General features: G+C 61.3%; 16 protein-coding genes and 1 tRNA gene. 8 read left to right on the forward strand and 9 right to left on the reverse strand.

All coding sequences use genetic code 11. From position 1 onward, the window contains the following. Positions 1-21 precede the first annotated feature (21 nt). Positions 22-1,230 (reverse strand): bifunctional phosphopantothenoylcysteine decarboxylase/phosphopantothenate--cysteine ligase CoaBC, encoded by a 1,209-nt coding sequence (coaBC, locus tag ACZZZP_RS24415; protein WP_463384428.1) that lies wholly within the window; start codon positions 1,228-1,230, stop codon positions 22-24. 131 nt (positions 1,231-1,361) lie between these two features. On the opposite strand from coaBC, the gene radC reads away from it, so the two are divergent. Then, positions 1,362-2,036, forward strand: coding sequence for a RadC family protein (radC, locus tag ACZZZP_RS24420; RefSeq protein WP_463384429.1), 675 nt, complete (start codon positions 1,362-1,364; stop codon positions 2,034-2,036). Positions 2,037-2,093: 57 nt separating this feature from the next. Here radC and ACZZZP_RS24425 read toward each other — a convergent pair whose 3' ends face one another. Continuing rightward, positions 2,094-3,680: an ABC transporter substrate-binding protein gene (locus tag ACZZZP_RS24425; RefSeq protein WP_463384430.1), complete on the reverse strand. Its 1,587-nt coding sequence runs from the start codon at positions 3,678-3,680 to the stop codon at positions 2,094-2,096. 389 nt (positions 3,681-4,069) lie between these two features. Here ACZZZP_RS24425 and rpmB point away from each other — a divergent pair, with 389 nt between their 5' ends. Further along, on the forward strand, positions 4,070-4,306 hold the full coding sequence (gene rpmB, locus ACZZZP_RS24430) for a 50S ribosomal protein L28 (RefSeq protein ID WP_084303647.1): 237 nt from the start codon (positions 4,070-4,072) through the stop codon (positions 4,304-4,306). Positions 4,307-4,317: 11 nt separating this feature from the next. After that, positions 4,318-4,473, forward strand: coding sequence for a 50S ribosomal protein L33 (gene rpmG / locus ACZZZP_RS24435; RefSeq protein ID WP_108095062.1), 156 nt, complete (start codon positions 4,318-4,320; stop codon positions 4,471-4,473). 143 nt (positions 4,474-4,616) lie between these two features. On the opposite strand, the gene ACZZZP_RS24440 is transcribed toward rpmG, so the two are convergent. Beyond that, positions 4,617-4,693 (reverse strand) — tRNA-Arg (locus ACZZZP_RS24440). A gap of 378 nt (positions 4,694-5,071) precedes the next feature. Here ACZZZP_RS24440 and gabD point away from each other — a divergent pair. Both gabD and gabT read left to right on the forward strand, forming a co-directional pair. Then, positions 5,072-6,520, forward strand: a complete 1,449-nt coding sequence (gabD, locus tag ACZZZP_RS24445; RefSeq protein WP_122492412.1) for an NADP-dependent succinate-semialdehyde dehydrogenase — start codon at positions 5,072-5,074, stop codon at positions 6,518-6,520. A gap of 347 nt (positions 6,521-6,867) precedes the next feature. Next, positions 6,868-8,148, forward strand: a complete 1,281-nt coding sequence (gene gabT / locus ACZZZP_RS24450; RefSeq protein ID WP_463384431.1) for a 4-aminobutyrate--2-oxoglutarate transaminase — start codon at positions 6,868-6,870, stop codon at positions 8,146-8,148. Between the two features lie 58 nt (positions 8,149-8,206). Here gabT and ACZZZP_RS24455 read toward each other — a convergent pair whose 3' ends face one another. Both ACZZZP_RS24455 and ACZZZP_RS24460 read right to left on the reverse strand, forming a co-directional pair. Continuing rightward, on the reverse strand, positions 8,207-8,911 hold the full coding sequence (locus ACZZZP_RS24455) for an NAD(P)H-dependent oxidoreductase (RefSeq protein ID WP_122492415.1): 705 nt from the start codon (positions 8,909-8,911) through the stop codon (positions 8,207-8,209). A gap of 76 nt (positions 8,912-8,987) precedes the next feature. Beyond that, on the reverse strand, positions 8,988-10,061 hold the full coding sequence (locus ACZZZP_RS24460) for a fatty acid desaturase (RefSeq protein WP_463384432.1): 1,074 nt from the start codon (positions 10,059-10,061) through the stop codon (positions 8,988-8,990). 98 nt (positions 10,062-10,159) lie between these two features. Between ACZZZP_RS24460 and ACZZZP_RS24465 the strand changes: the two genes are divergently transcribed. Together ACZZZP_RS24465 and ACZZZP_RS24470 are read left to right on the forward strand one after the other, a co-directional pair. Continuing rightward, positions 10,160-11,176, forward strand: coding sequence for an AraC family transcriptional regulator (locus ACZZZP_RS24465; protein WP_463384433.1), 1,017 nt, complete (start codon positions 10,160-10,162; stop codon positions 11,174-11,176). A 448-nt stretch (positions 11,177-11,624) separates the two neighbouring features. Further along, positions 11,625-12,842, forward strand: coding sequence for a methyl-accepting chemotaxis protein (locus ACZZZP_RS24470; RefSeq protein WP_463384780.1), 1,218 nt, complete (start codon positions 11,625-11,627; stop codon positions 12,840-12,842). Between the two features lie 343 nt (positions 12,843-13,185). On the opposite strand, the gene ACZZZP_RS24475 is transcribed toward ACZZZP_RS24470, so the two are convergent. Next, a complete protein-coding gene (locus tag ACZZZP_RS24475) occupies positions 13,186-13,878 on the reverse strand; it encodes a Crp/Fnr family transcriptional regulator (RefSeq protein ID WP_463384434.1) in 693 nt (230 codons plus the stop codon). Positions 13,879-13,987: 109 nt separating this feature from the next. On the opposite strand from ACZZZP_RS24475, the gene ACZZZP_RS24480 reads away from it, so the two are divergent. Beyond that, complete coding sequence (locus ACZZZP_RS24480; RefSeq protein WP_463384435.1) at positions 13,988-14,512, forward strand: Mpo1 family 2-hydroxy fatty acid dioxygenase; 525 nt, start codon at positions 13,988-13,990, stop codon at positions 14,510-14,512. A 15-nt stretch (positions 14,513-14,527) separates the two neighbouring features. Here the strand turns inward: ACZZZP_RS24480 and ACZZZP_RS24485 are convergent, their stop codons facing one another. The 3 genes from ACZZZP_RS24485 to ACZZZP_RS24495 form a co-directional block, all read right to left on the reverse strand. Continuing rightward, the gene (locus ACZZZP_RS24485; protein ID WP_122492421.1) at positions 14,528-15,262 is read right to left on the reverse strand and encodes a hypothetical protein; all 735 of its coding nucleotides are present in this window, start codon (positions 15,260-15,262) and stop codon (positions 14,528-14,530) included. Positions 15,263-15,589: 327 nt separating this feature from the next. Beyond that, on the reverse strand, positions 15,590-15,778 hold the full coding sequence (locus ACZZZP_RS24490) for a hypothetical protein (RefSeq protein WP_122492422.1): 189 nt from the start codon (positions 15,776-15,778) through the stop codon (positions 15,590-15,592). 112 nt (positions 15,779-15,890) lie between these two features. Then, a complete protein-coding gene (locus ACZZZP_RS24495) occupies positions 15,891-16,838 on the reverse strand; it encodes a LysR family transcriptional regulator (RefSeq protein WP_122492423.1) in 948 nt (315 codons plus the stop codon). Positions 16,839-16,960 lie beyond the last annotated feature (122 nt).

The raw sequence follows: 16,960 nt of genomic DNA on the forward strand, positions 1-16,960 counted from the left end.
TTAACAGGTGGTAGACAAGCGTCAGGCCCGGTTCAGGCGGTCGGCGATAAAAGCGATCAGTTGCCGGGCGATCTTGCCCTTGCTGGTTTGCGCCAAACTGCTTTGCTGCAAGTCGCGGTCAATGATGGTGATCGCGTTCTCTTCACTGTTGAAGCCGATGCTGGGGTTGGCCACATCGTTGGCAACGATCAGGTCGAGGTTTTTGTCTTTCAGTTTGCGAGCAGCATAGTCGAGCAACTTTTCAGTTTCAGCAGCGAAGCCGACGCTGAACGGCCGATCGTCGCGCTGCGCGAGGGTGGCGAGAATATCCGGGTTACGCACCATTTGCAGGAGCATGCCTTCGCCGGTCGACGGGTCTTTTTTCAGCTTGTGCTGGGCGACCACCTCGGGGCGGTAATCGGCGACCGCAGCGGCGGCGATTAGCAGGTCGCAGGGCATGGCGGCTTCGCAGGCGGCTAGCATGTCGCGGGCGCTGACCACGTCGATGCGGTTGACGCGATCAGGCGTGGGCAAATGCACCGGGCCGGTGACAAGCGTGACCTTGGCGCCGGCTTCCACCGCTGCTTCGGCCAGGGCAAAGCCCATTTTCCCGGAGCTGTGGTTGGTGATGTAGCGCACCGGGTCGATGTTTTCCTGAGTCGGGCCGGCGGTGATCAATACATGGCGGCCGGTCAGGGCTTCGCGCTTGAAGCAGTCGGCGGCAAGTTGGGCCAGGTCGTCGGGCTCGAGCATGCGGCCCAGGCCCACGTCGCCACAGGCCTGGCTGCCGGAAGCCGGGCCAAACATATGCAGGCCGCGCTCGATGAGCACTTGGCTGTTGGCTTGGGTGGCGTCATCACGCCACATGGCCTGGTTCATTGCTGGCGCCAAGGCCACGGGGGCGTCGGTGGCCAACACCAAGGTGGTGAGCAGGTCGTTGGCGATGCCTTGGGCCAGGCGCGCCATGAGGTCGGCGGTGGCGGGTGCGATCAGAATAAGGTCGGCCCATTTGGCCAACTCAATGTGACCCATCGCGGCTTCGGCGGCGGGGTCGAGCAGATCCATATGGACGGGGTGACCGGAAAGGGCTTGCAGGGTGAGCGGCGTGATGAATTCGCGACCGCCCTGGGTCATCACCACACGGACTTCCGCACCTTGGTCGCGCAGGCGGCGAACCAGTTCGGCACTTTTATAAGCGGCAATGCCGCCACCCACGCCAAGGACGATGCGTTTCCGGTACAGCCGCTGCATAGGCCTGCCTTATATGAAGTGGACTTCGCCACGGGCGGCCTCCCCAGGCCGCCCGCCGCGCAAAAAAGTGGGGCTAAGATAGCACAGCGCCCGCAGTGGAACAGCGGGCTACATTCGACAAGGAGGGTTGTATGAGTATTCGCAATTGGCCAGCAGAAGAACGCCCGCGTGAGCGGTTATTGGAGCATGGCACGAGCAGTCTTACCGACGCGCAATTGCTGGCCATTTTCCTACGAACCGGGGTCGCCGGAAGAAGCGCTGTCGACCTGGCGCGTTTGCTCCTCGATGAGTTTGGCGGCCTGCGCGCTTTGCTCGAAGCAGACCAGAGCAGCTTCAGTTCCCACTTGGGATTGGGCCCCGCCAAGTACGCGCAATTGCAGGCGGTGCTGGAGATGTCACGCCGTCATCTGGCCGAGCACCTGACCCATGAATCGGTGTTGGAAAGCCCGGCCGCCGTGCGTGAATACCTGATCGCGCAGCTTCGCCACGAAGCGCACGAAGTGTTTGGCTGCCTGTTTCTGGATTCCAAACACCGCGTGCTGGCCTTCGAGGCATTGTTCCAGGGCACCATTGATGGCGCCACCATTTACCCGCGCCAGGTGGTGAAACGCGCGCTGGCTCATAACGCCGCAGCGGTGATTTTGTGTCACAACCATCCCTCCGGCGTCGCCGAAGCCAGCCAGGCGGATCGGGTGCTGACATCGCAATTGAAAGCGGCTTTAGCGCTGATTGATGTGCGAGTGCTCGACCATTTCATCATCGGCGAGGGCTCGCCGTTATCGATGGCGGAATGGGGACTTATGTAGGCAGATGCGCGGGAAAGGCAAGGCGTAGGGAATGGCCCGCTACGCCTTTTTCATGCATTACGGCGCGAGGGAAATGCGTGAGAAGTCCTGGCGGCCGAATGGGCTGACCTGATATCCCCGTACGTCTTTTCGCGTTAAAGCCGTTGCCGTGGGATGAGCCAGCGGCAACCACAAGGCTTGCTGCTGGATCTGTGTTTGCGCCTGCTGATAGAGCGCGATGCGCTTGTCTGTATCGCTGGTGCTTTTGCCGTCGCTGATCGCCTGGTCCAACGCTTTGTCGCAGTAACGGGCGAAGTTGGTGCCCGATTGCACGGCGGCGCAGGAGAACTGCGGGGTCAGGAAATTATCCGGATCGCCGTTGTCGCCTGCCCAGCCCATAAAGAGAAGGTCGTGCTCGCCGGCTTTGGCGCGGCGCACCAACTCGCCCCACTCGATTACGCGGATTTGCGCGCGAATGCCGACTTTCGCCAGGTCCGCCTGCAATAGCTGCGCACCGAGGCTGGGGTTGGGGTTGAGGAGGCTGCCGGTTGGGCGGGTCCAGATCGTCGTCTCGAATCCGTCTTTCAGCCCGGCCTTTTCCAGCAAGGTTTTGGCTTGCTGCGGATCATGGGCGTAGCCGGGTAACGCTTTGGCGTAGCTCCAGGTGTTTGGTGGGAACGGGCCGTTGGCTGCGATGGCGCTGTCTTCGAAAACGGCCTTGAGGTAGTTGGCTTTGTCGAAGGCCAGGTTGATAGCCTGGCGCACCTCCGGTTTATCCAACGGCGGGTGCTGACTATTAAAGGCGACGAAGGCGGTCATGAAGGCCGGCGTCGACACCACGTTCAGCGCTGCATCTTTGCTGGCAGCGCTGACATCCAGCGGTTTGGGCGACAACGCTATTTGGCACTCGCCGCGCCGCAGCTTTTGCAGCCGCACATTGGCGTCCGGAGTGATGGCGTACACCAGCGCATCAACCTTTGGCTTACCGGCGAAGTAGTCCGGATTGGCCGCGTAACGCACCACGGCATCTTTCTGAAAGCGCTTGAAGACAAACGGGCCGGTGCCAATTGGCTGGGCGTTAAGTTTTTCCGGCGTGCCGGCCTTTAGGAGTTGCCCGGTGTACTCGGCGGAATAGATAGAAGCGAAGCCCATGCTCAGCGTGGCGAGGAAAGTGGCTTCCGGGTGGTTAAGGGTAAAGCGCAGGTGTTGGGGTGAAGGCGCCTCAACCTTCTTTATAAGAGCCGGCAGTTGCATCGACTGCGCGTGGGGAAAACCGCTTTGCGCCACTTTGTGCCAAGGGGTGTTGGGGTCGAGCATGCGCTGGAAGCTGAACAGGGCGTCGTCGGCATTAAAGTCGCGGGTCGGCGTGAAGTAGTCGGTGCGGTGGAACTTCACGCCTTGGCGAAGGGTGAAATCGTAGGTAAGGCCGTCGTCCGACACGGTCCAGCTTTCTGCCAGGCTCGGTACCAGCTTGCCGGTGGCGGCGTCGAATTCGACCAGACGGTTCATTAATACGTCCGCCGAGGCGTTGGTAGTGGTCAGGGTGTTGTACTGAACCACATCGAAACCCTCAGGACTGGCTTCGGTGCACACACTCAACGTGGCGGCTTGCAGGGCCGAACTGAACAGTGGAATTACGAACAGCGACAGGGCGGCACGGCGCATCGGCAGACTCCTTGAATGCATCGCCAGCAGTAAGCGGCGAGTCGGCGGCCCATCCGCAGGGCCGGGAATAACGCGAGCGGTCTACCCTAGACCATGGGGCGCGGCAGAACAATCGATCTCGCCTGACGAGTGGTTGAGCCGCCGATGGCGCTTGTTGAAGCGGTTGCAGGTAGAATGCTCGCCCCCATTTGGCCAGCAAACGGTAGTTATCCTTGTTGCTCTGGGGGCTTTCTGGTATAAAGCAGCGCTCTTTTCTAGGGGCCCGGTTCCTTCGCTTGTAGGTGTGGCCGGTAAGACCCTGAAGAAACGCGGCGCAGAGCGCCAAATGACTTTGAGTTTAAGCGGCCAACCCATGCCGGGTTGGGCATGTGGTTTTAGAGGGCTGATGTATGTCGAGAGTCTGTCAAGTTACCGGTAAGGGTCCGGTAACCGGGAATAACATTTCCCACGCAAACAACAAAACCCGTCGCCGTTTCCTGCCAAACCTGCAGCATCACCGCTTCTGGGTTGAATCGGAGAAGCGTTTCGTGCGTCTGCGCGTCACTGCCAAAGGCATGCGTATCATCGACAAGCGTGGCATTGATGTCGTGCTGGCCGAAATCCGCAGCCGCGGCGAAAAGGTTTAAGGAGCTAAATCATGCGTGAATTGATCCGTTTGGTGTCGAGCGCCGGTACTGGCCACTTCTACACCACCGACAAGAACAAACGTACTACCCCGGACAAAATCGAAATCAAAAAATTCGATCCAGTTGTTCGCCAGCACGTGATCTACAAGGAAGCCAAGATCAAGTAATTGATCCGGCCCTTGCTCAAAAAGCCCCGCACATGCGGGGCTTTTTGTTTTCTGCTGATTTGTCGCTGAGCGCTCGGCCTCTGATTCTCCAGCGCTAGAAACGCAAAAAGCCCCACGCGCGAACGTGGGGCTTTTCATTTATATGGTGCACCAGGCGGGATTCGAACCCACGACCCCTGCCTTCGGAGGGCAGTACTCTATCCAGCTGAGCTACTGGTGCAGCGCGGGCGCCATGATACGCATGTCGCTCGCAGGCGTCCATGCCGAGGTGTTTTGTTCGCGATATCAAACGAAAGTACTAATCCCTACACCTTCTTGCTCAGAAAACGACCACCTTTTGCGTGTTTTCGTATATTTTTTCGAACAGCCTATTGCCCTTTGGCAGTGACGACCCTAGGATTCGTTTGAGATTTCAAACGCCCTCGACGCTCATGGCCGCAGACCGAACCAAGCGATCTGCAGCTGTTCCAAAAGCCCGTCATCAGCGCTCAATCCATTCCACGTGTCATCCACTATTTCTCGCCGCAGCGCACACTCGCTGCGGCGGCTTCACAACAATTTTGCCCGCCGCTCTGCTGGTGGGCTAAAGGAGACGGCTATGCAACTCAAAGACGCTCAATTGTTTCGCCAGCAAGCCTTTATCGACGGCGCGTGGGTAGACGCGGACAGCGGCCAGACCATCAAGGTCAACAACCCGGCCAACAATGAAATTCTCGGCACCGTGCCGAAGATGGGCGCGGCTGAAACCCGTCGCGCCATCGAGGCTGCCGACAAAGCGCTGCCGGCCTGGCGTGCACTGACCGCCAAAGAGCGCTCCAACAAGCTGCGTCGCTGGTTTGAGTTGATGATCGAGAACCAGGACGACCTCGGCCGCCTGATGACCCTCGAGCAAGGCAAGCCATTGGCCGAAGCCAAAGGCGAAATCGCCTACGCCGCTTCCTTTATTGAGTGGTTCGCTGAAGAAGCCAAACGCGTGTATGGCGACGTCATTCCAGGCCACCAGCCGGACAAACGCCTGATCGTGCTCAAGCAGCCAATTGGCGTTACTGCGGCCATCACGCCGTGGAACTTCCCGGCCGCGATGATCACCCGTAAAGCCGGTCCGGCCCTGGCCGCTGGCTGCACCATGGTGCTCAAGCCCGCCAGCCAAACGCCGTACTCCGCTCTGGCGTTGGCCGAATTGGCGCAGCGTGCCGGCATTCCGAAAGGCGTGTTCAGCGTGGTTACCGGCAGCGCCGGCGACATCGGCAGCGAGCTGACCAGCAACCCAATCGTGCGCAAACTGTCGTTCACCGGCTCGACTGAAATTGGTCGTCAGCTCATGGCCGAATGCGCCCACGACATCAAGAAAGTCTCGCTGGAGCTGGGCGGCAACGCGCCGTTCATTGTTTTCGACGACGCTGATCTGGATGCCGCCGTCGACGGCGCGATCATTTCCAAATACCGCAACAACGGCCAGACCTGCGTCTGCGCCAACCGTCTGTACATTCAAGACAGCGTGTACGACGCGTTCGTGGAAAAACTGAAAGTGGCTGTGGCCAAGCTGAAAATCGGCAACGGTCTGGAAGACGGCACCACCACTGGCCCGCTGATCGACGACAAAGCGGTCGCCAAAGTGCAAGAGCACATCGCTGACGCCATCAGCAAAGGCGCCAAAGTGGTGTCCGGCGGCAAGGCTCACAGCCTGGGTGGCAGCTTCTTCGAGCCGACTATTCTGGTAGACGTGCCGAAAACCGCTGCAGTCGCCAAGGAAGAAACCTTTGGCCCGCTGGCGCCGCTGTTCCGCTTTAAAGACGAAGCCGATGTGATCGCGCAGGCGAACGACACCGAATTCGGTCTGGCGTCGTACTTCTACGCTCGCGACTTGGGCCGTGTGTTCCGTGTGGCTGAAGCGCTGGAATACGGCATGGTCGGCATCAACACCGGTCTGATCTCCAACGAAGTGGCGCCATTCGGCGGCATCAAGGCCTCGGGTCTTGGCCGTGAAGGTTCGAAATACGGCATCGAAGACTATTTGGAGATCAAGTATCTCTGCCTCGGTGTGTAACTAATCGACCTCCGGGTCGTCGGCCATACGGCGTTGAAATGCTGCCTCAGATGCTCACGTACGAATGTACGCTGCGCTCTTCGCCAGCATTTCGCCTTGTCTGGCCTTAGCCCCGAAGCTCTCGACCGGCGTTAAGCCGAAGAGCACAAAGAGCAAAAGCATTAAGACGTTATTGAAGTACCCCAGGGCGGAACCAACGAGCCGGCCCGCCCGGGCAGCAGCACCGCACTAAAGAACCTGAGCAACCGGCAGGGCGTGGCAGTCGATCATCGTATGCTGCCGTGCCTTTCCCCGATTGCGTTTATCCCACTGCGCCGCCCGATGAAGCGGCGAATGAGGACCGAAACATGAGCAAGACTAACGAATCCCTGATGCAACGCCGCATGGCCGCCGTACCGCGCGGTGTGGGCCAGATTCACCCGATTTTCGCTGAGCGCGCCGAAAACGCCACCGTGTGGGACGTTGAAGGCCGTGAGTTCATTGACTTCGCCGGCGGTATCGCCGTGCTCAACACCGGCCACCTGCACCCGAAAGTGGTCGCAGCGGTGCAAGAGCAACTGACCAAGTTGTCGCACACTTGCTTCCAGGTACTGGCTTACGAACCTTACGTAGAGCTGTGTGAAGAAATCGCCAAGCGCGTTCCAGGCGACTTCGCGAAGAAAACCCTGCTGGTGACGTCCGGTTCCGAAGCCGTCGAAAACGCCGTGAAAATCGCCCGTGCTGCCACTGGCCGCGCTGGCGTAATCGCCTTCACCGGCGCCTACCACGGCCGCACCATGATGACCCTGAGCCTCACCGGCAAAGTGGTGCCGTACTCCGCGGGCATGGGCCTGATGCCTGCCGGCGTGTACCGCGCTCAGTCGCCCTGCGAGCTGCACGGTGTGAGCGAAGACGAGTCCATCGCCAGCATTGAGCGCATCTTCAAGAACGACGCGCAGCCGTCCGACATCGCCGCCATCATCATTGAGCCGGTGCAGGGCGAAGGTGGTTTCTACACCAACTCCAAAGCCTTTATGCAGCGCCTGCGCGCCCTGTGCGACCAGCACGGCATTCTGCTCATCGCTGACGAAGTGCAAACCGGCGCTGGCCGTACCGGCACCTTCTTCGCCACTGAACAACTGGGCGTGATTCCAGACCTGACCACCTTCGCCAAATCCGTCGGCGGCGGTTTCCCGATTTCCGGCGTTAGCGGTAAAGCCGAAATCATGGACGCCATCGCACCGGGCGGCCTGGGCGGCACCTATGCCGGTAGCCCAATCGCCTGTGCGGCCGCGCTGGCCGTGCTGAAAGTGTTTGATGAAGAGAAGCTGCTGGAACGCTCGCAAGCTTTGGGCGAACGCCTGAAGGCCGGTCTGCGCGACATCCAGGCCAAGCACAAGGTGATCGGTGACGTTCGTGGTCTGGGTTCGATGATCGCCATCGAGCTGTTTGAAGGCGGCGACACCCACAAGCCGGCGGCTGAGCTGGTTGGCAAGATCGTGGCACGCGCCCGTGAAAAAGGCCTGATCCTGCTGTCCTGCGGCACCTACTACAACGTCATCCGTTTCCTGATGCCGGTCACCATTCCTGATGCACAGCTCGACAAAGGCCTGGCCATTGTTGCCGAGTGCTTCGACGAACTCGCCTAGGGCTCACCAGCTCGGCAGTGTTGAGACCCGCTTCGGCGGGTCTTTTTTTTGCCTGCGGTTAAGCCAGCGGCTTTAGCTGCCGATCAAACTCGGCCATTTTTGGGAACACCAGCGGCTGCGCGTTTTCAAGCCCGAGCAGGCGCTCGCGGTAGTCCGCCAGCATCGCCGTGCGGGCGTCGGCGTCGATATACGGCACGTGATACGCCGCGAACGGCGGCAGCACGCTAAAACCGGCGTAGGCCAGCGTGCCGCGTTGCAAGTGGCGCAGCATCAGGTTCAGTTCGCCGTGAATCGCCTGCTCATCGGCAAACATGTGCGGCTGCGCGCCGATGGTGAAACTGAGCAGGGCTTTCTTGCCGCTCAGGCCGCCTTTGTCATAGAAGCGCAGGCCGCCGTAGCACACGCCCGACACCAGTACGCGGTCGATCCAGCCTTTGAGAATGGCCGGCACCGAGCACCAGAAAATCGGGAAATTGAAAATCACCAAGTCGGCGGCCAGCAGCTTTTCAAGCTCGGCGGCGATGTCTTCGGCGAGTGCGTTCTGACCGTGGGCGTGGCGCTGCTCCAGGGCGTACACCAGGTAGTCCGGATTGCTGCGCGCCTGGAAGTCGGCAGCGCTGGCCACCGGGTTCCAGTTCATTGCGTACAGGTCGGACACCTGAACCGTGTGGCCGGCGGCTTCCAAGGTGCTGACGGCCAGGTCTTTCATGGCGGTGCAGAACGATTGCGGCTCGGGATGGGCGTGGACGATAAGTACATTCATGGTCGTGGTCGGGCCTGTTGCGATAGACGAAAAAAAGCGGCGCCGAAGCGCCGCTGCATGACGGTGGCAAAACCGATCAGGCGGTTTGCGTTTGCTGCGTTGCCGGTTTGCTTTCGGTGGTGCGGGTCCAGCGATTGGCCCGGGCAAACGTGCCGAAGTCATTGAAGCGCACACCCGCTTCGCGCATCACTTTGTGCGCAAACGGCACGGTGAGCTGACGGATATAGAAGGGCTCTTTCACCACAAAGTGGTGGATCGCATGGCTGCTGCCGAAGTTGAAGCAGAACGCTTGCAGCGGCCACATCCACCACGGGTTCAGCACCTGGCATTGCTGGATCACATTGCCCGGCTCGATGTCGCCGTAGTAGTGCATGTTCGAGCTGACAAAGTGCAGGCAAAAGGTGCGCAGCACGTTGGGGCCAACCAGCACGACGACCGCGATATTGACGATGTTCATCACGTCCAGCGTGGTGGCCGACCACTCAATCGGCGAGCCCAGCAGGGTGGCGACGAAGGTGCTGAGGTGAAAGCCCAGAAACACGTACCAGGTGCCCCAGTTCAGCAGGCCCAGTGGCGCGTACACCTTCAGGGTGCGGCTGACGATCATCCACTTGTGGCTCCAGGTTTTGGCGCGCAGGAAGCGAATGAACGAGGACATCATGTTGTCGCCCACCATCAGCAACCGTGCGATGCCCCATGGCTCGCCGTTGGTGATGGCGCGTTCTTCCATGTCGGTTTCAGTGCCCGACACTTTGTGGTGATTGAGGTGCAGATGGCGGCGCACCCACGGGTTGATGGTGCTTGGGCGAGCCAGCCACACCAGAGCCATCATCACGTTGTGCGGCACGCGTTGTTTGCGAAAGTACATGGAGTGGATCAGGTCATGTTCCAGCTCGTGGGTCAGCGAGGCGAAGAACGCGTTGAGCAGCAAGCACGCCCACCAGGCCATGTAGCCTTCGATATACAGCGCGGCGCTGCCGATCATGCCGGCCAGGGCGAAGGCGAGAATGCCGGCGCCGAGGGCGTCCTGGTGCTTAAGAATCGGGAAGCGCTGGCGCAGCTCGACGCCGTGGGCCATCACCACTTCGCGAATGTGCGCAGCGCGTTGTTGCGCATTCTGGTTCACGGGGCTTGCAGGAGAGTGGGACATGCTTACATCCTCTAATTAACGTGAGGCTACTGTGCCGGGCCGGGCGCCCGCCGGCCTGACCTCGAACGCCAACCTGTTGACCGGATGCGCCAATCTGCATGACTGCTGAACCCACCACCCTCGCCAGCTGGACCCGGGCACTGCGCAAGCAGCTCGACGCCCTGGGCCTGGATAGCGCGCAGCTGTGCCTGGACGCCGGCCTTGATCCCGCCTTGATGGAACACCCCAATGCACGCTATCCGCTGTCGGCCACCACGCGCTTGTGGCGCCTGGCCGTCGAGGCCAGTGGCGACCCGGCGCTGGGCCTGAAAACCTCGCAATACGTCAGCCCCACCAGCTTTCACGCGCTGGGTTATGCGTTGATTGCCAGCGGCAGTTTGCGCGAGGTGTTCGAGCGCATCGTGCGCTATCACCAAGTGGTCAGTGATGCCCTCAGCCTGGAACTGAAAACCCTGCCCGATCGCTACGAGTTCTACCTGAAAGTGCCCCTCGGCGGCCCGGCGCCGGCGCCCGAGGCGATTGATGCGTTTATCGCCATTTACGTGCGTACTTGCCGCAACCGCCTGGGTCGCGACTTCGCGCCACTGGCCGTGCACCTTCGCCGGGCAACGCCCGCAGACCCGACGCCGTGGCAGGAAGCGTTGCGTGCGCCGATCCACTTCGGCGCTGCCCAGGACTTTCTGCAATTTCCCCGGCAGCCGTTCGACAACACCCTCGAAGACGGCAACGAAGAGCTGGCCGAGCACAACGAAACCGTGCTCAAGCGCACCCTCGAGCAGCTTCAGCCCGTGACGTGGCGGCGCCGTGTTTGTGCCTGCCTGGAAAGCCAGTTGCCCAACGGCGAGCCGTCGGCCGAGCGCATCGCCAGCAGCCTGCACCTGAGCCTGCGCAGCTTGCAGCGCCACCTGGCCGACGAAGGTTGCAGCTATGAGCAGTTGCTCAGCGAAACCCGGCAGAACCTGGCCCTGCAACACATGCGCGACCCGCATTGCTCCATCAGCGAAATCGCTTATCTGCTGGGCTTTGCCGACAGCAGCAGCTTCAGCCGCGCCTTCAAACGCTGGACCGGCCAGGCGCCGAGTCAATACCGCGACGAGTTATTGGCCAAGCCGTGAGCCACCCCGTGCTAAAGCCTACTGGCAGCTCGGCCGATGACATGCTCGAATACGCGACTATTGCGTTGCCAGCACCATAAGAACAAGAGGTTTGCCGATGCGCCCCGCTTACTCTCGCCGCCCGTGGGTCTGCCTGCTGCACGCTGCCGGGCTGGCCGTGCTGATGGTGGTTTACCAACAAACCCAGCTGCCGCTGTACCTGAGCATTCCCGCGTATTTGCTGCTGGCGCTGTGGCCATGGCTCGGCCCATGGGAGACCCCGGCGCTCGACGACAGCGGCCCGGCACAAGCGCCGCAGGCATTCAGCGAACTCAGCCAGAAACTCTCGCGCAGCACCTGCAATAACGCGCTGTCGGCGGCGCAGGTGGCGTTCGGCGTGCAACAGATGGCCGACAAACTCCAGTCGCAACTGCACGCCGTTGAACAAATGAGCGTCGGCGCCCAGGCCATGACCGACACTGAGCAGGCCAGCGCGCAACGCGCCGAACACACCCTCAGCGCCGCGCAAGCGGTTCGCCAGCGCAGTGCTGACGGCCAGCAAGCCTTGCAGCAGGCCATCGCGCGCATGCAGCAACTCAGTGTGCAGGCGGCCGACAGCCGCACGCTGATGGATGGTCTGAGCAGCCGCACCGAGCAGATCCAGCAAGTTACGCAAGTCATTCAATCCATCGCCAGCCAGACCAACCTGCTGGCCCTCAACGCCGCCATCGAGGCCGCCCGCGCAGGCGACCAGGGCCGTGGCTTTGCCGTGGTCGCGGACGAGGTGCGCAAGCTCGCCGGGCGCACCGCCGAGGCCACCGAGGAAGTCGCGCAAATCGTCACCGACATTCGTCAGCAAAGCAGCGCCGTGGTCAGCCACATTCAGCAGCAAGCCAGCGAACTCGACGGCGCCGCCGCGCAGGTTGAAGCCAGCGGCGAGCACTTGCTGGGCATTACTGAATTGGCCAGCGAGGTGCAAAACCAGGTCGACGCCATCAACAGCGGCACCGAGAGCAACCACCAACAACTATCGGCACTGTTCAGCGCGCTGGAACAACTGCGCGATGACGTTCATGGCAGCGAAACGCAAACCCGCGAGCTGGCCCAGGCCGCGCAGCGCTTGGTCGGCCAGGCGGAAACGGTGAGCGAGCAACTGGCCGAGGTGGGCCTGGATGACTACCACCAACGCATCTACGACCTCGCCCGCGAAGGCGCTGCCGCCATCGGTGCGCAGTTTGAAGCTGATATTCAGGCGGGGCGTGTCAGCCTCGGCGACTTGTTCGACCGCAGCTATCAGCCCATCGCCAATAGCTTTCCGGCCAAATACCGCACACGCTTCGACGCCTATGCCGACCAGGTGCTGCCCGCCATTCAGGAGCCGCTGCTCTCGCGCCACGAAGGCCTGGTCTTCGCCATCGCCAGCACCCCGGACGGCTACGTGCCCACCCACAACCGCGCCTTCAACCACGCCCCCACCGGCGACCGCGCTGTGGACACCGTGAAAAGTCGCAGCAAACGGCTGTTCAACGACCCCACTGGCATCCGCTGCGGCAGCCATGAGCAGGCGCTGCTCTTGCAAACTTACAGCCGCGATACCGGGGAGTTGATGCACGATTTGTCGGTGCCGATTACGGTGCAAGGACGGCACTGGGGCGGGTTGCGGTTGGGGTATCGGCCGCAGGGGTGATGAGGGCGCGGGTTGGTCACAATTCTTCGTCTGATCCAACATTCTGGATCCCCGCCTTCGCGGGGATGACGGAGGTTTGTTTGAAGACCACCGTCATCCTCGCGAACGCGGCGGTCCGACGATTCGGGATCCAGTATCTCGGATGAAACACAAATCAGCCCATCAACCTCCCAGCGCCACCCACAAACCCTGGCTGGCGAATCGCCGGCCACCGCCAACGCGGGGATGACGGAGGTTTGGAGAAAAAATACCGTCATTCCCGCGCAGGCGGGAATCCAGTATCTCGGATGAAACACAAATCGCAGCCCAGCGAGCCTCCCACGCAACCCCACAAAACCCCCCATCACACCTCCCCCTCCGCCACCCCTCGCAACCGCTCTACATCCACAATCTCAATCTCCCCATACGTCAGCCGCACTATCCCCTGCGCCTGCAGTTCCTTGAGTATCTGGTTAGTCGTCTGCCGAGAAATCGCCAGCATCAGCGCCAGCTGTTCCTGGGCCAAATGCAGCACCCGCCGCGTGTCGCCCTCGCCGTAGTTGTCGGCAATCATCAACAGCCGCTGGGCCAGGCGTGGCGCGGCGGGTAGCAGGCTGATCTGCTCCAGGGCGATAAACGCCAAACGCAGTTTCTGGCTCATCAACAAGGCGAAATCGCGCCAATAGGCGGGCTGGCGTTGCAGCATCGCGTTCAGTGCACCTTGCGCCACGTGCAGCAACACGGTGGGCCCCTCGGCAAAGGCGTCGTGGGTGCGGGGCTGGCCGTCGAACAGGGAGATTTCGCCGAACCAGTAGGGCGGCTCAACCAGCGTCAGCAGCGCCTCCTTGCCGTTAACGCTCACCGCCCCCACACGCATGGCGCCTTCCACAACCGCATACAAGCCGCATGGCTGATCACCACGGTGAAACAACCGTTCGCCACTTTGCAGGCGGCGCACTTGAGCCTGGTTTAGCAGTTCGTCTTGTAGCGATTGCGGCAGGTGGCTGAACCACTGGCCGGTGCGCAACAGGGGCAGGTAAGGCGAAACGTCATTCATGGCTGGTCCGGGTGCGGCCTAAGGTTTGTCAGGTACCTGACAGAGTTGCAGCTTACCCAACCTGCATGATTCATCCAGCCCGAATAGAGGCAGCCTCCGAGGACATAAAATGAAAACCCTGACAGACCATCTCTCCCAATACGCCGCCTACCACCGCGACCGGCGCAATATCTTCACCCACTTCATTGGCGTGCCGATGATCGCCTTTGCCGTCACCGCCTTGCTTTCGCGCCCCGGTTTCAGCGCCTTTGGACTGTGGCTGTCGCCCGCCACGCTGTGCGCGCTGGCGTCGGCCTTGTTCTACCTGCGCCTGGAAATGCGTCTGGGGTTGCTGATGAGCGCCTTGCTTGGGCTGAGCCTGTGGGGCGGTGCCAACCTGGCGGCGGAAAGTACGCTCGTGTGGCTGAGCGCCGGCGTGGGCCTGTTTGTGGTGGGATGGATCATTCAGTTCGTTGGCCACTACTACGAGGGCCGCAAGCCGGCGTTTGTCGATGACTTGTCCGGTCTGATTATCGGCCCGCTGTTTGTGGTCGCCGAGCTGCTGTTTCTGGTCGGCGTTCGCGACGATCTGCGCCAGGCCATTGAAGAGCGTGCCGGCCCGACGCACATTCGCGGCAAAAACGCCTTGGTATAAGGCGTCTGGCCTAGGCTACTTCGCGGCCATCAACTGATCGCTCATGGCCCGTGCATGGCGGTCGACGATGGTCGGCGCGAAGGGCCGGCCGGAAAGGCTGGTCATCGCCGTAACGCCGCTGTTCATGTCCGCCAACGCCACGCGCAAGTAGCTCCAGCGCGTGTCGAGCTTCTTCTTCACCGCTGCGTCCTGCTCGGCCAGTGCGTTCATCTGCTGATCAATTTCCGGCACTAGCAGGCGCTCGTCCTGACCGATGTACTGGTCGGCGTGTTCGCGCGCCAGCTCGAAGCTGCCGACGTACGAGCGGAACAGGTACTGCACCGACAGGTACTCGAGCTTTACCGGCAAGTCCTCCTCGGGCGTGGCTGGCGTCAGACCGTGGGCGCTGATGAGGAAATCACGTAGGGCTTTGCTCAGTTCTTTCTGGTAGCCCCATGGCACGTCTTCCTCGTTGGGGCCGAAAGAAACACCGCGTTTGATTTGGGTAACAAGGTTCTGTTGAGCGCTGCGTAGCTCGGCGCTGGCCTGCGGGCTGCTTTGAACGGCGGCGGCCAGGGCGGCGAGGTCGCTGTCGACCCGTTCGCTGTAGCTGGCCTGATAGCCTTCGCCGCGGTACAGCAACAGGCTGCCAACCGCGCGGCAGGCCTGAACCTGCATGTGTTGCTGTGGTGTAGCGGCCGCTGCCGGGAGGCTGGCCAGTGCGGCCAACAGGCAGGCGAGCCAGACGTGAAGCATGGACGTACTGCGCATACCGAGGTGCTCCTTATTATTTTTTTGAGCAGTGCGGACTTAATTTCCCCGCGCGTAGCGTACTGCACTGCAACGCTAAGGAAATTAGCCCCAAAGAGTGATTTGCGCCGGTATCGGTCATCCATTCGCACGTTCGCCGCACTTAAGTGCTACTGCGCCAGCGCAGCCCACGGCTGACCGGCCTTGGAGCAAGGCGAGCGCGCTTTGCGCAGACGAAAAAAAACCGCTCAACCGATGGCGGAGCGGCGGGGAAGAGACGTTGACTGAGGAGCTACCGCCATCAACGTCAGGAGAACGGGTGGGGCGCGACGTACGGCGCCCGGACTTTCAGCTGTCCTGGGCGGCCTTATCGGCGGCCTTTTGGGCAGCGACGGCTTGGTCAGTGGCGCCTTGCGCCTTTTCTTGGATTGCCGCATTACGCGCAACAAAGGCCGGCGACTCTTCAGCCAGGGTGAGTTGCGAGAAAAACAGCGAGTTGGTGGCGAAAATGGCAGTAAGCAATAAGGTACGTGTCATGGTGTGATCCTCAAAACGGGCTCATCGGAGAAAACGTGGCCAGTCTAGCGAGGCGCTTGGGCGGGAAAAATGCCGAATTTGGTTATGCGCTGTTACCTAAAGCGCAACAGTGTTACGGCGCCCAATGGGCCGGATCATCAAGAATGGCCTCGTCTTGAGCGAACAGCGGCGGCAATTGTTCCTTCAGAAATTCCACCCAGGTTTTGATCTTGGCATCGAGGAACCGCCGCGACGGGTACAGCGCATAGATGTTGCGCTCGCGCAGCCGATATTGCGGCAGCAGGCGAACCAGGCTGCCGTCGCGCAGTGAAGGACAGGCGACGAAGGAGGGCAGCAGGCAAAAGCCCATGCCGGCCTGCGCGGCTTTAGCCAGCGACTCGGCGATGTTCACTTGGAAGGCCTCGGTGGGCAGCACTTCATAGCTGCCGTCGCCGTCTTCGCCCCCATCGAGTACCCAGTTATCGACGTACAGCGGATCGAGCAATCGCAAGTAGCGGTGCTCGCGCAGTTCGGCCGGGCTGCGCGGGGTGCCGTGTTTGGCCAGGTAGGCGGGCGCGGCGCAGAGCACGCTGTACATCGCGCCGAGGTTTTGCGCCACCAGTTGTGAGTCGGGCAGCTCACGGGCAAAGGCGATGATGACGTCGTGGCCGTCTTCGATGGGGTCGGGGTTGCGCTGCGACAGCGTCAGGTCGACCACCACCTGCGGGTAGCGCTCGGCATAAATCGCCACCAACTGAGTGAGGTGCTGCAAGCCCAGGCCGGTCATGGTGTGCACCCGCAGCCGACCGCTGGGAATCAGGTGCGCGCCGCGCGCTTCGGCGGCGGCCTCGTCCACTTCGCTGAGAATTTGCCGGCAGCGTTGCAGGTAGCGCTCGCCGGTTTCGGTCAGGGCCAGGCGCCGCGTGGTGCGGTGCAGCAGCCGCGCGTGCAGTTGCTGCTCCAGCTCCGACACCAGACGCGACACCTGCGCCGTGGAAAGCCCCAGCGCCTGCGCGGCGGCGGTAAAGCTGCCGGTGTCGATGACACGGGCGAACACACGCATGCTTTGAAAGGTGTCCATCGACGGTTCTCCGGTAAGCGGTTGGCGCGGTCATTATTGCGCGATGGGTAAGGCTGCTCTACCAAACACGCTGATTATCTGCTCTGAGCGGCAAAATATACTTGGACGCGTGAGCTGTCATC

The sequence above is a fragment of the Pseudomonas sp. AC211 genome, from assembly GCF_979258055.1.

Bases quoted from the DNA above. Each gene is read 5' to 3' on its own strand.
- coaBC (WP_463384428.1), bottom strand. From the start codon at position 1,230: ATGCAGCGGCTGTACCGGAAACGCATCGTCCTTGGCGTGGGTGGCGGC.
- radC (WP_463384429.1), top strand. From the start codon at position 1,362: ATGAGTATTCGCAATTGGCCAGCAGAAGAACGCCCGCGTGAGCGGTTA.
- ACZZZP_RS24425 (WP_463384430.1), bottom strand. From the start codon at position 3,680: ATGCGCCGTGCCGCCCTGTCGCTGTTCGTAATTCCACTGTTCAGTTCG.
- rpmB (WP_084303647.1), top strand. From the start codon at position 4,070: ATGTCGAGAGTCTGTCAAGTTACCGGTAAGGGTCCGGTAACCGGGAAT.
- rpmG (WP_108095062.1), top strand. From the start codon at position 4,318: ATGCGTGAATTGATCCGTTTGGTGTCGAGCGCCGGTACTGGCCACTTC.
- gabD (WP_122492412.1), top strand. From the start codon at position 5,072: ATGCAACTCAAAGACGCTCAATTGTTTCGCCAGCAAGCCTTTATCGAC.
- gabT (WP_463384431.1), top strand. From the start codon at position 6,868: ATGAGCAAGACTAACGAATCCCTGATGCAACGCCGCATGGCCGCCGTA.
- ACZZZP_RS24455 (WP_122492415.1), bottom strand. From the start codon at position 8,911: ATGAATGTACTTATCGTCCACGCCCATCCCGAGCCGCAATCGTTCTGC.
- ACZZZP_RS24460 (WP_463384432.1), bottom strand. From the start codon at position 10,061: ATGTCCCACTCTCCTGCAAGCCCCGTGAACCAGAATGCGCAACAACGC.
- ACZZZP_RS24465 (WP_463384433.1), top strand. From the start codon at position 10,160: ATGACTGCTGAACCCACCACCCTCGCCAGCTGGACCCGGGCACTGCGC.
- ACZZZP_RS24470 (WP_463384780.1), top strand. From the start codon at position 11,625: ATGACCGACACTGAGCAGGCCAGCGCGCAACGCGCCGAACACACCCTC.
- ACZZZP_RS24475 (WP_463384434.1), bottom strand. From the start codon at position 13,878: ATGAATGACGTTTCGCCTTACCTGCCCCTGTTGCGCACCGGCCAGTGG.
- ACZZZP_RS24480 (WP_463384435.1), top strand. From the start codon at position 13,988: ATGAAAACCCTGACAGACCATCTCTCCCAATACGCCGCCTACCACCGC.
- ACZZZP_RS24485 (WP_122492421.1), bottom strand. From the start codon at position 15,262: ATGCGCAGTACGTCCATGCTTCACGTCTGGCTCGCCTGCCTGTTGGCC.
- ACZZZP_RS24490 (WP_122492422.1), bottom strand. From the start codon at position 15,778: ATGACACGTACCTTATTGCTTACTGCCATTTTCGCCACCAACTCGCTG.
- ACZZZP_RS24495 (WP_122492423.1), bottom strand. From the start codon at position 16,838: ATGGACACCTTTCAAAGCATGCGTGTGTTCGCCCGTGTCATCGACACC.